Origin of the sequence: Kitasatospora azatica KCTC 9699 (assembly GCF_000744785.1) — a bacterium.
In the GTDB taxonomy this organism is placed as follows: domain Bacteria; phylum Actinomycetota; class Actinomycetes; order Streptomycetales; family Streptomycetaceae; genus Kitasatospora; species Kitasatospora azatica.
The window spans coordinates 4,241,167-4,254,022 of the sequence record NZ_JQMO01000003.1 but is presented as its reverse complement, the minus strand read 5'-3'; the positions used below and the strand labels follow the sequence as shown (position 1 = coordinate 4,254,022).

The 12,856-nt window shown below is 71.4% G+C and carries 12 protein-coding genes; 7 read left to right on the top strand and 5 right to left on the bottom strand.

Going from position 1 to position 12,856, the window contains the following annotated elements:
• Positions 1 to 3: 3 nt before the first annotated feature.
• A complete protein-coding gene (locus BR98_RS29560; RefSeq protein WP_035849458.1) occupies positions 4 to 1,182 on the top strand; it encodes an alpha/beta hydrolase in 1,179 nt (392 codons plus the stop codon).
• Between the two features lie 7 nt (positions 1,183 to 1,189).
• Here the strand turns inward: BR98_RS29560 and BR98_RS29555 are convergent, their stop codons facing one another.
• Positions 1,190 to 2,230: an aldo/keto reductase gene (locus BR98_RS29555; protein ID WP_051970375.1), complete on the bottom strand. Its 1,041-nt coding sequence runs from the start codon at positions 2,228 to 2,230 to the stop codon at positions 1,190 to 1,192.
• Positions 2,227 to 2,646 (bottom strand): MerR family transcriptional regulator, encoded by a 420-nt coding sequence (locus BR98_RS29550; RefSeq protein WP_035849455.1) that lies wholly within the window; start codon positions 2,644 to 2,646, stop codon positions 2,227 to 2,229. The genes BR98_RS29555 and BR98_RS29550 overlap by 4 nt, the downstream gene beginning before the upstream one ends.
• Positions 2,647 to 2,770: 124 nt before the next feature.
• On the opposite strand from BR98_RS29550, the gene BR98_RS29545 reads away from it, so the two are divergent.
• Positions 2,771 to 3,604, top strand: coding sequence for a serine hydrolase domain-containing protein (locus BR98_RS29545; RefSeq protein WP_035849452.1), 834 nt, complete (start codon positions 2,771 to 2,773; stop codon positions 3,602 to 3,604).
• Positions 3,605 to 3,719: 115 nt separating this feature from the next.
• On the opposite strand, the gene BR98_RS36715 is transcribed toward BR98_RS29545, so the two are convergent.
• The 3 genes from BR98_RS36715 to BR98_RS29530 all read right to left on the bottom strand — a co-directional run bounded on the left by BR98_RS36715 (position 3,720) and on the right by BR98_RS29530 (position 7,587).
• Complete coding sequence (locus BR98_RS36715) at positions 3,720 to 4,976, bottom strand: transglycosylase family protein (protein WP_051970372.1); 1,257 nt, start codon at positions 4,974 to 4,976, stop codon at positions 3,720 to 3,722.
• Positions 4,977 to 5,065: 89 nt separating this feature from the next.
• Positions 5,066 to 6,472 (bottom strand): CHAP domain-containing protein, encoded by a 1,407-nt coding sequence (locus BR98_RS29535; RefSeq protein WP_035849449.1) that lies wholly within the window; start codon positions 6,470 to 6,472, stop codon positions 5,066 to 5,068.
• A 341-nt stretch (positions 6,473 to 6,813) separates the two neighbouring features.
• Positions 6,814 to 7,587: a pirin family protein gene (locus tag BR98_RS29530; RefSeq protein WP_035849447.1), complete on the bottom strand. Its 774-nt coding sequence runs from the start codon at positions 7,585 to 7,587 to the stop codon at positions 6,814 to 6,816.
• A gap of 220 nt (positions 7,588 to 7,807) precedes the next feature.
• Between BR98_RS29530 and BR98_RS29525 the strand changes: the two genes are divergently transcribed.
• The 5 genes from BR98_RS29525 to fabF all read left to right on the top strand — a co-directional run bounded on the left by BR98_RS29525 (position 7,808) and on the right by fabF (position 12,744).
• Positions 7,808 to 8,977 (top strand): PucR family transcriptional regulator, encoded by a 1,170-nt coding sequence (locus BR98_RS29525; RefSeq protein ID WP_035854305.1) that lies wholly within the window; start codon positions 7,808 to 7,810, stop codon positions 8,975 to 8,977.
• Positions 8,978 to 9,072: 95 nt separating this feature from the next.
• The gene (locus BR98_RS29520) at positions 9,073 to 10,017 is read left to right on the top strand and encodes an ACP S-malonyltransferase (RefSeq protein ID WP_035849444.1); all 945 of its coding nucleotides are present in this window, start codon (positions 9,073 to 9,075) and stop codon (positions 10,015 to 10,017) included.
• Positions 10,014 to 11,048 carry a beta-ketoacyl-ACP synthase III gene (locus BR98_RS29515; RefSeq protein WP_035849441.1) on the top strand — a complete coding sequence of 345 codons (1,035 nt, stop codon included), beginning with the start codon at positions 10,014 to 10,016 and terminating at the stop codon, positions 11,046 to 11,048. Before BR98_RS29520 ends, BR98_RS29515 begins: the two co-directional genes overlap by 4 nt.
• A gap of 82 nt (positions 11,049 to 11,130) precedes the next feature.
• On the top strand, positions 11,131 to 11,373 hold the full coding sequence (locus BR98_RS29510) for an acyl carrier protein (protein ID WP_035849438.1): 243 nt from the start codon (positions 11,131 to 11,133) through the stop codon (positions 11,371 to 11,373).
• A gap of 105 nt (positions 11,374 to 11,478) precedes the next feature.
• Positions 11,479 to 12,744: a beta-ketoacyl-ACP synthase II gene (fabF, locus tag BR98_RS29505; RefSeq protein WP_035849435.1), complete on the top strand. Its 1,266-nt coding sequence runs from the start codon at positions 11,479 to 11,481 to the stop codon at positions 12,742 to 12,744.
• Positions 12,745 to 12,856: the final 112 nt, after the last annotated feature.

Below are 12,856 nucleotides of genomic sequence, written 5' to 3'. Positions count from 1 at the left end.
GCGATGCAGCGCAGGCGGCTGAAGCGGATGCTGATCGGCGCCTTCGCGACCTGTGCGGTCCTGGCCGACGCGGGCGCCGCCGCCGCCCAGGCCGCGGCCTCCAACGAGCAGGTCGCGATCAGCACCCCGCCGGCCGGTGCGGACGCCTGGGTCAAGGACCACTCGCTCGGCCGGGCGCTGCCCGATCCGGCCACCGCCGAGCCCGCCGCCGTCGCGGCCTTCTTCGCCTCGCTCACCCCCGCCCAGCAGGACCAGCTGGCGCACGCCTACCCCCTGGTGGTGGGCAACCTGGACGGCGCCCCGCTGCAGCTGCGCTACCGGGCCAACGCGCTGGCCGTCACCGCCGAGGTGGCCACCGCCAGGGCCCGCGCCGCCGACAAGTCGCTCGACGCCGACCAGCACGCGCTGGCCGTCTCCCGGGCCAACGACTGCCAGGCGCTGCTGACCCCCGGCCGGCAGATCCTCTCCTTCGACCCGCGCGGGCGCGGCCTGGTCAGCGAGGTCTTCGGGGACCTGGCGAGCGCCCAGCGGGTCTCGGTGATCGTGCCGGGCTCCGACACCGACCTCGGCCACTTCGACCGCTCGGTCGAGCCGCTGCGCTCCCCCGCCGGGATGGCCCGCGCGCTGCGCGCCGAGGAGCAGCGCGAGGCGCCCGGCACCCGGACCGCCGTGGTCGCCTGGACCGGGTACGTCACCCCCGTGGGCCTGGGCCCGGACGCCGTCACCTCGCGGCTGGCCGACGTCGGCGCACCGCGCCTGGCCCGGCTGCTCGGCGGCCTCGCCCAGACCAGCTCTCCGACCGCGCCGCCGGCCCTGCTCTGCCACTCCTACGGCTCGGTGGTCTGCGGGACGCTGGCGCCCAAGCTGCGCGGCGAGACCACCGACCTGGTGGTGCTCGGCAGCCCGGGGATGGGCGTGCAGAACGCGGACGAGCTGGGCACCGGCGTGCACGTCTGGGCCACCCGCAATCCGAGCGACTGGATCGGCAACGTCCCCTACCTCGAGGTCGGCGGACTGGGCCACGGCGCCGACCCGACCAGCGCGGACTTCGGCGCCGAGCAGATCGCCTCGACCGGTGCCGCCGGGCACATGGGGTACTTCGCCGACGGCACCGCGAGCCTGCACAACTTCGCCGCGATCGCGCTGGGGGACTACCAGGCGGTCAGCTACCGCCTGTCCTGACCGCTGCTCACTCCCGCCCGGCGGAACTGAAGCTCATGTCCGCGTAACGGTTGCCCTCGACCTCACCCGCGATCGGCTCCAGCACCGCCAGCTCCGCCTCGGTGAGCTTCAGCGTCGCCGCCGCCACGTTCTCGGCCAGCCGGCTGCGCTTGCGAGTGCCCGGGATCGGAACCACCGTCAGCGAGTGCACCTCGGCCCGCTGCTGGACCCAGGCCAGCGCGACCTGAGCCACCGTCACCCCGCGCGCGGCGGCCACCCGCTGGATCGGCGCGATCAACGCCGCGTTGGCGGCCGCGTTGTCACCCGTGAAGCGCGGCATGGAGCGGCGGAAGTCGTCCTCGGCCAGCTCGGTGGCGCTGGCGAAGGCACCGGTCAGGAAGCCGCGACCGAGCGGCGAGTACGGCACGAAGGCGACGCCCAGCTCGGCGGCGGCCGGCACCGCGGTGCGCTCCACGTCCCGGGAGAAGAGCGACCACTCCGACTGCAGCGCCGCGATCGGGTGCACCGCGTGCGCCTCGCGCAGCTCGGCGCCGGTCACCTCGGAGAGTCCGAGGTGGCGCACCTTGCCCGCCTGCACCAGCTCGGCCATCGCGCCGACCGACTCGGCGAGCGGGATGTTCGGGTCGCGCCGGTGCATGTAGTACAGGTCGATCACGTCGATGCCCAGCCGCTGCAGCGAGGCGTCGACGGCGGCCCGGATGTAGGCCGGGTCGTTGCGGACGCCGCGGTAGGACGGGTCCTCGGCCTTGCGCTCGATGGCGAACTTGGTGGCCAGCACCACCCGGTCGCGGTTGGCCCGGACGAACGGGCCGATCAGCTCCTCGTTGTGCCCGGAACCGTAGATGTCGGCCGTGTCGAAGTGGGTGATCCCCGCCGCCAGCGCGGCCTCCAGGGTGGCCAGCGCCTCGGTGGTGTCGGTGGGCCCGTAGAACTCGCTCATCCCCATGCAGCCCAGGCCCTGGACGCCCACCAGCGGGCCGCCCTTGCCCAACTCGACAGTGGGCAGCTCGACGGCGGGCAGGTTCACATCGTTCTCGGACTGGCTCATTCGCTCTGCCTCTTCCCTGAATAAAGATCGATCTTGTAGTCGAGCACCGCGAGGGTCGCGTGCAGGTCGGCGATCTTCTGCCGGACCTCGTCGCGGTGGGCGACCAGCAGGTCGCGTCGTTCGTCGAAGGTCTCGTCCCCGGCCCGGAACAGCTCCACGTAGCGCAGCATGTCCGCGACCGGCATCCCGGTCAGCCGCAGCTTGCCGAGGAAGTCCAGCCGGACCAGGTCCCGGTCGCTGTAGAGCCGACGGCCCGCGTGCGAGCGGTCCACCGGGTCGAGCAGGCCGATCCGCTCGTACCAGCGCAGCGTGTGCGCGGTCAGGCCGCTGATCTCGGAGACCTCGCTGATGGTGTGCTGCAGGCTGCGATCGGCCGCAAGCCGGTCGTCCACCGCGGAAGCGGGCTCGGCACTCATCGGACTCCCTCCCCAAGTTCGGCGTCGAGTAAGTTCGGCGTCGAGAAGGACGCTATCCAGTTGGAGTGCACTCCAAGCAAGCCTCCCACGCGGGCCGGCCGCGCTTCCTGAGATAGTTCCTGACATGCAGAGCTTGAAGATGATCGAGGACTGGCCCGTCGACACGGCGGCCGTGGCGGTGGTTCGCGGCGCGGACGGCGCACTGCTCGGCGCGCACGGTCCGCAGCAGCACCGCTTCCAGCTGGCGTCGGTGACCAAGCCGCTGACCGCCTACACCGCCCTGGTCGCCGTCGAGGAGGGCGTCTTCGAACTGGACGACCCGGCCGGCCCCGAGGGTTCGACGGTCCGTCACCTGCTCGCCCACACCTCGGGCCTGGCCTTCGACGAGCACCGCGCGATGGCCGCTCCCGGCACCCGCCGCCTCTACTCCAACGCGGGCTTCGACGTGCTGGCCGCCACCCTGGCCGAGGCCGCGGGCATCCCGTTCGAGCAGTACGCGGCCGAGGCCGTCTTCCAGCCGCTCGGCATGCTGGACACCACGATCGAGGCCGTCCACCGCACCCCCGCCGGCGCCGGTGGCATCTCCACCGCCGCCGACCTGGCCCGCTTCGCCGCCGAACTCCAGCGGCCCCGCCTGCTGCACCCCTCCACCGTCTCGACCGCCACCCGCGAGGTCGCCTTCCCCGGCCTGAGCGGCGTGCTCCCCGGCTACGGCCACCAGAAGCCCAACGACTGGGGTCTCGGCTTCGAGATCCGCGACCACAAGTCCCCGCACTGGACCGGCGCGCTCAGCTCGCCCAACACCTTCGGCCACTTCGGCCAGTCCGGCACCTTCCTCTGGGTCGACCCCGAGGCGGGCGTGGCCTGCATCGCCCTGGCCGACCGGGACTTCGGTCCCTGGGCCGCCGAGGTCTGGCCGGCGCTGACGGACGCGGTCCTGACCGAGCTGCGCGGCTAGGGCCTGTCCGGCCCATCATGAGCGGCCCGGACACCCCGCTGGGGCCGTCCGGGCCGCCGCGAAGTCCAGGTCCGCCGCGTTTGAGGGCGGCCGCCCCCGCCGACGCCTCGCGCGATCAGTTGGAGTTGGAGGCGGTGATGTCCTTGGCCCCGACCGCGCCACCGGGGATCTCGCCCCAGCCGCCGACGTTGTTCGTCGACAGCGTGAAGTCCTCGCCGTACACGTGGCCACCGGCGCCGATCGCGTAGATGTGGATGGTGTTGCTGTCACCGTTGACCGTGGTGAGGTTGGTCAGGCCGGCACCGTTGCGGGTGGTCCAGTTCGGGTCGAAGTGGCCCTGGTCGTAGTTGGCGTACTGGGTGTACAGCACCCCGTCGGCACCCACGATGCTCAGCACCACGTTGTTGCCGTTCATGCTCCCGGCGATGTCCTTCACACCCAGCGCACCGCCCGGGATCTCACCCCAGCCGCCGACACTGTTGCTGGAGAGGGTGAAGTCCTCGCCGTAGACACGGCCGCCGTAGCCCACCGCGTAGATCCGGATCGTGTTGCTGTTCCCGGTGACGCTGGTGATGCTGGTCAGGTTCGCGCCGTTGCGGGTGGTCCAGCTCTGGTCGAAGTGGCCCTGGTCGTAGTTGCCGTACTGCGTGTACAGCACCCCGTCCCCACCGATGATCGACAGGATCACGTTGTTGCCGTTCGCGCTCGCCGCGATGTCCTTCACACTCGACGCGCCACCGGGGATCTCCGCCCAACCGGTCCACCGGTTCTGCGACGGAATGTGGTCCTGCCCGAAGACCCGCCCGCCCGCCACCGCGTAGAAGTGCACCAGATCACCACCCACGTTCACACTGGTGATCTTCGTGATCGACGCACCGCCCACATTCGTCCACCCCGGGTTGAACGCCCCCGCGCCGTAGTTCCCGAACTGGCTGTACTGCGCACCGTCCGCACCCACGATGTCCAACTGCACGTTGCTGGGCGCGGCGGTCGACGGGTACGGGTTGGCGGTGTCGGCGCCGAGGCCGGCCAGCGGGCCGCACTTCGGCCAGGCGCTCTGGCCCTGGCTCGCGAGCGCCTTCTCACCGATGAGTATCTGCTGCTGCTTCGTGGCGAGGTTGGCCTGGGGCGCGTACTGGGTGCCGCCGTAGGCGGACCAGGTGCTGGCGCTGAACTGCAGGCCGCCGTAGTACGTCGGTGTCCCGCTGCTGACGATGGACCAGTCACCGCTGCTCTCGCACTGGGCGACCTTGTCCCAGGTGCTGACCGAGGCGGCGGAGGCGGTCCCCGCGGTGGCGACCGGCGCGACGACCGCGAGCAGCGAGGCGGCCGCGAGGGCCAGGGAGTACTTCCGGCGAGCGGGCTTGAGCATGGGGATACCCTCAAATCTTTTGATCAGCAGGCTGGTTGGCGGACAACAGCGCGCCGCGACCAGCTGGGTCGCGGCGCGCCGATCCTCGATCAGTTGGAGTTGGAGGCGGTGATGTCCTTGGCCCCGACCGCGCCACCGGGGATCTCGCCCCAGCCGCCGACGCTGTTGCTCGACAGCGTGAAGTCCTCGCCGTACACGTGGCCACCGGCGCCGATCGCGTAGATGTGGATGGTGTTGCTGTCACCGTTGACCGTGGTGAGGTTGGTCAGGTTCGCGCCGTTGCGGGTGGTCCAGTTGGCGTCGAAGTGGCCCTGGTCGTAGTTGGCGTACTGGGTGTACAGCACCCCGTCGGCGCCGGCGATCGAGATGATGACGTTGTTGCCGGTCATGCTCGCCGCGATGTCCTTCACACCCAGCGCACCGCCCGGGACCTCGCCCCAGCCGCCGACACTGTTGCTGGACAGGGTGAAGTCCTCGCCGTAGACACGGCCGCCGTAGCCCACCGCGTAGATCCGGATCGTGTTGCTGTTCCCGGTCACCGAAGTGATGCTGGTCAGGTTCGCGCCGTTGCGGGTGGTCCAGCTCTGGTCGAAGTGGCCCTGGTCGTAGTTGCCGTACTGCGTGTACAGCACCCCGTCCCCACCGATGATCGACAGGATCACGTTGTTGCCGTTCGCACTCGCCGCGATGTCCTTCACACTCGACGCGCCACCGGGGATCTCCGCCCAACCGGTCCACCGGTTCTGCGACGGAATGTGGTCCTGCCCGAAGACCCGCCCACCCGCCACCGCGTAGAAGTGCACCAGATCACCACCCACGTTCACACTGGTGATCTTCGTGATCGACGCACCGCCCACATTCGTCCACCCCGGGTTGAACGCCCCCGCGCCGTAGTTCCCGAACTGGCTGTACTGCGCACCGTCCGCACCCACGATGTCCAGCTGGACATTCACCTGCGCAGTGAAGTCGCGTCCACCGACCGGGCTCACGTAGCCACTGACGTGCTTGGAGCCGTAGTAGCCGCTGGACGAGATGACGCCGGCGCTGACCACGCCGGCTCCCTGGTTCCCGCCAATGGTGCTCACGGTGCCGTCGGGGTTGACGGAGGTCACGATCGAGACGTGGGAGGCCCAGTCGACGCCGTTGAACTCGAAGACCGCAGCGTCACCGACCTTGGGCGACTGGTGCATCCCCGAACCGTAGTTCGGGAAGCTGCCCGCGGCGGCGGTGAGGCCGGTGACATTGACGCCGTCCTGCGCCCACACCCACTTCGCGAAGTCGGCGCACCAGTTCTCGTTGGCGCTGTTGTAGTAGCCGTAGCCACCCGCGCTGTTCAGACTCGTCGCACCGTTTCCGAGGTTCGCGGAGGCGATGCTGACGATGCTGGTGCCGACGCTGGCGGAGGCGCTACCGGCGGTGACAGTCAAGACGGTTGAGCCCAGGACGGCGGCGGCGAGTGCGGCCTTGAGGAGGCGGGAGGGCTTCGAGGCAGACATGGCTGTGCTCCTGACATGGCGGCACGCGGCGGCGCCGTTCGGGTGGTGGAGGTCGTGCGAGCGGCCTGAACGGCCGGAAGTTCGAGAGGCGGCGCCGTCCGCGACGGCTGCCCTGCAGGAGCAGCGGTCGGTGTGGTCCGGGCCTTTGGGCCGGTGTCCGCGGGGTGTTGCCCCCGTCGACGAGCTCTACTTTCCTCGCAGCTCAGAGGTGGTGGAAGGGGGTTCCGCTGGACGGAACCGGCCCTGGACCGTTCCGTCCAGTCCTGACACACCGCTGCCTCGAAAACGGTGCGGCCGAAGCCGGTTGCCCTGGCTTCGGCCGCACCCGTGCCCCTCCCCGCTCACCCCAGCTTGAGCCCCGAGTGCATCTCCCACAGCAGCAGCTCCGCCCCGGCCTCCCCGGCCACCGGGGCGGCGAAGGCCTCGCCGGTGATCCGCACGCTGTCCCCGGGCTCCAGTGAGCGGCCCACGCCGCGCGGCCCGGGGATGGTGCGGTAGCCGAGCGAACCCGCGGTCAGATGGGCGTAGCGGTAAGGGGCTTCGGGCAGGTCGGGCAGGGCCGTCCAGGGGCCGGCGCTGACCAGCCAGAGCGCCGCGTCCGAGCGGCGCAGCCGCAGTGCCTCGGAGGCGGTGTCCCGCTCCATGCCGGAGGCGAGCAGGGTCAGGCCGTCGGCGGCGGGGGTCACCCGGCGCAGCCCGTACGAGGGTTCCGTCCCGAAGACGTCCGGCTGCAGCCACATCTGCACGAACCGGACCGGGACGTCGGACCCGCCGACGTTGCGTTCGGTGTGCGAGACCCCGCGCCCGGCGCTCAGGTGCTGCACCATGCCGGGGCGCACCACCCCCGCGTGGCCGTCGGTGTCACGGTGGGCCAGGGCGCCCTCCAGGACCCAGGTGAGGATCTCGGTGTCCCGGTGGCGGTGCTCGTCGAAGCCGGCGCCGGGGGCCAGCGTCTCCTCGTTGCAGGCCTGCAGGGCGGCGAAGTGGATGTTCTTCGGGTCGTAGTGCCCGGAGAACGAGAAGGCGTGTCGCGTCAGCACCCCGGCGGTCGGCTCCGAGGTATAGCGTTCGGCGGTACGGCGCAGGTCGGCCCGGGGGCGCGCGGGGTCGGTCACTTGCCACACCGTAGCGGTGCGAACGGGGGGCGGGCGCGAACCCGGCGCGCGGTGAGGCAGTCTTGTCCCTGTGCCAGACCCCTCAGATGCCTCCGAGAAGCCAGCCGACGAGAAGCCGGCAACGCACCGGCCCGCTGCCGCGAAGCCGGACCAGCGGCCCCGGGCGAAGCGTGCCGTGAGACAGAGCGCCTCCTCCGGTGGGACCGCCGTGGAGCGCCGCCTGGCGGCCGAGCGCGTCGAACTGCGCGCCGCCACCCTCCGGCGGCTGGAGAAGTCGGCCGGGAAGCTGGCCACTGCGGCCATCGCCCGGATGGACGACCAGCTCGGCTGGTACCGGCGGATGCCGCCCGAGCACCGTTCCTGGATCGGCCTGGTCGCCCAGGCCGGTATCGCCGCCTTCACCGAGTGGTACCGCCACCCGGAGGCCCCGCAGGCGATCAGCACCGACGTGTTCGGCACCGCGCCGAAGGAGCTCACCCGGGCGATCACGCTGCGCCAGACCGTGGAGCTGATCCGCACCACCATCGAGGTGATGGAGGAGGCGATCCCGGAGGTCGCGGCGCCCGGCGACGAGGACGGGATGCGCGAGTCGGTGCTCGTCTACGCCCGCGAGATCGCCTTCGCCACCGCCCAGGTCTACGCCCAGGCGGCGGAGGCCCGCGGTGCCTGGGACGCCCGGCTCGAGGCCCTGGTGGTGAACTCGCTGCTCTCCGGCGATGCCGACGAGGGCGTGCTGTCCCGGGCCGCCGCGCTCGGCTGGGGTCAGCCCAGCCAGGTGCGGGTGGTGATGGGCAGCGCCCCGGACGGGGACAGCGAGGCGGTGGTGGAGGCGATCCGCCGGGCCGCCAGGTACGCCCGGCTGCACGTGCTGACCGGGGTGCTGGGCAAGCGGCTGGTGGTGGTGGTCGGCGGCGACAAGGAGCCGGTGCACGCCGCCCGCGCGCTGATCGGGCAGTTCGCTCCCGGCCCGGTGGTGGTCGGCCCGACGGTGGGCGACCTGCTCTCGGCCACCCGCTCGGCCCATGCCGCGGCGGCCGGGTTGAAGGCCTGCGCGGCCTGGCCGGACGCCCCGCGCCCGGTGCTGGCCGACGACCTGCTGCCCGAGCGCGCGCTGGCGGGTGATCAGGTGGCACGACGTCAGTTGGTGGAGGAGATCTACACACCGCTGGACGAGGCCGGCTCGGCACTCCTGGAGACGCTGAGTGTCTACCTGGAGCAGGCTTCCTCGCTCGAGGGCGCGGCCCGGATGCTTTTCGTCCACCCGAACACCGTGCGCTACCGGCTGCGTCGTGTGACAGACGTCACGGGCTACGCTCCGTCGGACGTGCGTTCGGCGTTCACGCTCCGCATCGCGCTGGCTCTGGGCAGGCTCGAGTCGACCTCGGACTGATTCGGTCATCCTGTAGAGACTCCACAATCCGCGCTGCTTTTCTTCGTTACCGTCGCCTACCCGCCCACGGGCGCCTGGCGAGAGAGGGTTGAACCGTGCTCGTTATCGTCGCCCCTGGACAGGGTGCCCAGACTCCCGGATTCCTCAGCCCCTGGCTCGAGCTGGACGGCGTTGCCGACCAGCTGCGCGGCTGGTCCGAGGTGGCCGGGATCGATCTGGTGCACTACGGGACCGAGGCCTCCGAGGAGGAGATCAAGGACACCGCCGTCGCCCAGCCGCTGCTGGTCGCCGCCGGCCTGGTCACCACTCGCGCGCTGCTGCCCGAGGAGGAGGCGGTCCGCAAGCTGGTCGGCGCCGTGGCCGGCCACAGCGTCGGTGAGATCACCGCCGCGGCTCTCGCCGGGGTGCTGGGCGCCACCGACGCCCTGACCTTCGTCCGTGAGCGCGGCCGCGCGATGGCCGAGGCCGCCGCCGTCACCGAGACCGGCATGACCGCCCTGCTCGGCGGCGAGCCGGAGGAGGTCGCGGCCAAGCTGGCCGAGCTGGGCCTGACCGCCGCGAACAACAACGGCGGCGGCCAGATCGTCGCGGCCGGCACCCTGGACCAGCTGGCGGCGCTGAAGGCCGACCCGCCGGGACGGGCCAAGCTGATCCCGCTCAAGGTGGCCGGTGCCTTCCACACCCACCACATGGAGCCGGGCGTCAAGCGGCTGGCCGAGCTGGCCCCGACCCTCACGGTGGCGGACCCGTCGGTCGGGTACGTCTCCAACAAGGACGGCGAGGTCGTGCAGTCCGGCGCCGAGGTGCTGGCCCGCCTGGTCTCGCAGGTCTCCAACCCGGTCCGCTGGGACCTGTGCATGGAGACCATCCAGCAGCTGGGCGCCACCTGCGTGATCGAGGTGGCACCGGCTGGCACCCTGACCGGCCTGCTCAAGCGCAACGTCAAGGGCATCGCCACGTTCGCCCTGAAGACCCCGGCCGACCTCGAGAAGGCCCGTGAGCTGGTGGCCGAGCACACCGGTGAGGAGAACGCCGCATGACCGAAGCACCGCAGATCCGCCCCGCCGGCGGCGCCTCCTACTCCCGCATCCACGGTGTCGGCGGGTACCGCCCGGTCCGGGTGATCCCCAACTCCGAGGTGCTCACCTGGATCGAGTCCTCGGACGAGTGGATCCGCACCCGCAGCGGCATCACCGAGCGGCGCTGGGCCGGCCCCGAGGAGACCGTCTCCGAGATGTCGGTGCAGGCCGCCGGCAAGGCGATCGCGCAGGCGGGCATCGATCCGGCGCAGATCGGCGGCGTGATCGTGGCCACCGTCTCGCACTTCAAGCAGACCCCGGCGATCGCCACCGAGATCGCGCTGCGGCTCGGCTGCGGCACCGCGCCGGCCTTCGACATCTCGGCCGCCTGCGCCGGCTTCGGCTACGGCCTGAGCCTGGCCGACGGCATGATCCGCGGCGGCAGCGCCGAGTACGTGCTGGTGATCGGCGTCGAGCGGCTCAGTGACCTGACCGACAAGAGCGACCGCTCCACCGCCTTCATCTTCGGCGACGGCGCCGGCGCGGCCGTCGTCGGCCCGTCCGACACGCCCGGCATCGGCAAGGTGATCTGGGGTTCGGACGCCTCGCAGAAGGACGTCATCACCCAGACCGAGGCCTGGGACACCGCCTTCGCCAAGCCCGACGCCGTCAACGGCCCGGGCGCGGAGATCAAGTGGCCCGCCCTGCGGATGGACGGCCAGCCGGTCTTCCGCTGGGCGGTCTGGGAGATGGCCAAGGTGGCCCAGCAGGCCCTGGACGCGGCCGGGATCACCGCCGACCAGCTCGGCGCGTTCATCCCGCACCAGGCCAACATGCGGATCACCGATGCCATGATCAAGGCCCTCAAGCTGCCCGACTCGGTGCCGGTCGCCCGCGACATCGCCGAGACCGGCAACACCTCCGCGGCCTCCATTCCGCTGGCCATGGAGCGGATGCTGGAGAGCGGTGAGGCCAAGAGCGGAGACCTCGCCCTGATCATCGGGTTCGGGGCGGGTCTGGTCTACGCCGCGGCAGTCGTTACCCTCCCTTAGGCACCAAAAGCGCCTTACGTACCGTCAACAGGCGCCGCGCACTCCGCGGGGCGCCGGCAATCACCGATGAGGAGCAGCCAAGATGGCTAGCAAGGAAGAGATCCTGGAAGGTCTCGCTGAGATCGTCAACGAGATCGCCGGGATCCCGACCGAGGACGTCGAGTCCGACAAGTCCTTCACCGACGACCTGGACGTCGACTCGCTGTCCATGGTCGAGGTCGTCGTGGCTGCTGAGGAGCGCTTCGACGTCAAGATCCCGGACGACGAGGTCAAGAACCTGAAGACCGTCGGCGACGCGGTGGACTACATCCTCGCCAACAGCTGATGCACCCTCCCCCGGGGAGCCGACCGCTCCCCGGGGGAACCCCCTCCTCCTACGGCCCCCGGCCAACCCAGGCCCCCACCCTGCACAGTGAGAGAAGACAGACCAGTGACCACTGAAAACCGCACCGTGGTAGTCACGGGTATCGGCGCCTTCACGCCGCTGGGCGGCGACGCCGCCTCCACCTGGGAGGGACTGCTCGCCGGCCGGTCCGGCGTGCGTGCGCTGGAGGAGGAGTGGGCGGCCGACCTGCCGGTGCGGATCGCCGCGCGCACGGCCGTCGACCCGGCCGAGGTGCTGCCCCGACCGCTGACCCGCAAGCTGGACCGCTCGGCCCAGTTCGCGCTGATCGCCGCCCGTGAGGCCTGGGCCGACGCCGGCTACCAGGTGGCGGCCACCGACGAGGCCTCCGAGCTGGCCCCCGAGCGCCTCGGCGCCGTGATCGCCTCCGGCATCGGCGGCGTGACCACCCTGCTCGACCAGTACGACGTGCTGAAGGAGAAGGGCGTTCGCAAGGTGTCCCCGCACACCGTGCCGATGCTCATGCCCAACAGCCCCTCCGCCAACGTGGGCATCGAGGTCGGTGCCCGGGCCGGCGTGCACACCCCCGTCTCCGCCTGCGCCTCCGGCGCCGAGGCGATCGGCTACGCGATCGAGATGATCCGCACCGGCCGCGCCGACGTGGTGGTGGCCGGCGGCACCGAGGCGGCGATCCACCCGCTGCCGATCGTGGCCTTCGCCAACATGATGGCCATGTCCAAGAACAACGACGAGCCGCAGCGCGCCTCCCGCCCCTACGACAAGGCCCGCGACGGCTTCGTGCTGGGCGAGGGCGCCGGCGTGGTGGTCCTGGAGTCGGCCGAGCACGCGGCCAAGCGCGGAGCCCGGGTCTACTGCGAGGCGGTCGGCCAGGGTCTCTCCTCGGACGCCCACCACATCGCCCAGCCCGAGCCGACCGGCTCCGGCGTGGCCCGTGCGCTGGCCCACCTGTTCGAGTCGACCGGCCTGGACAAGGCCGAGGTGGTGCACGTCAACGCGCACGCCACCTCCACCCCGCAGGGTGATGTCGCGGAGATCAAGGCGCTGCGCAAGGAGCTCGGCGAGCACCTGAACCACGTCGCGATCTCGGCCACCAAGTCGATGACCGGCCACCTGCTGGGCGGCGCCGGCGGCATCGAGACGGTCGCCACCGTGCTCTCGCTCTACCACCGTCTGGCCCCGCCGACGATCAACGTGGAGGACCTGGACGACGAGGTCGACGCCGACATCGTCCGGTTCGAGCCGCGCGAGCTGCCGGCCGGGCAGATCGCCGCGCTGAACAACTCCTTCGGCTTCGGCGGCCACAACGTGGTGCTGGCCTTCCGCAGCGTCTGACGCTCGTCCGGCAGCGTCTGACGCTCGTCCGGCAGCGTCTGACGCTCGTCCGGCAGCGTCTGACGCTCGTTCGGCAGCGGCTTGAGCAGGGCGGTCTCCCTCGGGAGGCCGC

What these genes read in the sequence shown, in the direction of transcription:
- BR98_RS29560 (WP_035849458.1), top strand. Translation starts at nt 4, where the DNA reads ATGCAGCGCAGGCGGCTGAAGCGGATGCTGATCGGCGCCTTCGCGACC.
- BR98_RS29555 (WP_051970375.1), bottom strand. Translation starts at nt 2,230, where the DNA reads ATGAGCCAGTCCGAGAACGATGTGAACCTGCCCGCCGTCGAGCTGCCC.
- BR98_RS29550 (WP_035849455.1), bottom strand. Translation starts at nt 2,646, where the DNA reads ATGAGTGCCGAGCCCGCTTCCGCGGTGGACGACCGGCTTGCGGCCGAT.
- BR98_RS29545 (WP_035849452.1), top strand. Translation starts at nt 2,771, where the DNA reads ATGCAGAGCTTGAAGATGATCGAGGACTGGCCCGTCGACACGGCGGCC.
- BR98_RS36715 (WP_051970372.1), bottom strand. Translation starts at nt 4,976, where the DNA reads ATGCTCAAGCCCGCTCGCCGGAAGTACTCCCTGGCCCTCGCGGCCGCC.
- BR98_RS29535 (WP_035849449.1), bottom strand. Translation starts at nt 6,472, where the DNA reads ATGTCTGCCTCGAAGCCCTCCCGCCTCCTCAAGGCCGCACTCGCCGCC.
- BR98_RS29515 (WP_035849441.1), top strand. Translation starts at nt 10,014, where the DNA reads ATGACCGAAGCACCGCAGATCCGCCCCGCCGGCGGCGCCTCCTACTCC.
- BR98_RS29510 (WP_035849438.1), top strand. Translation starts at nt 11,131, where the DNA reads ATGGCTAGCAAGGAAGAGATCCTGGAAGGTCTCGCTGAGATCGTCAAC.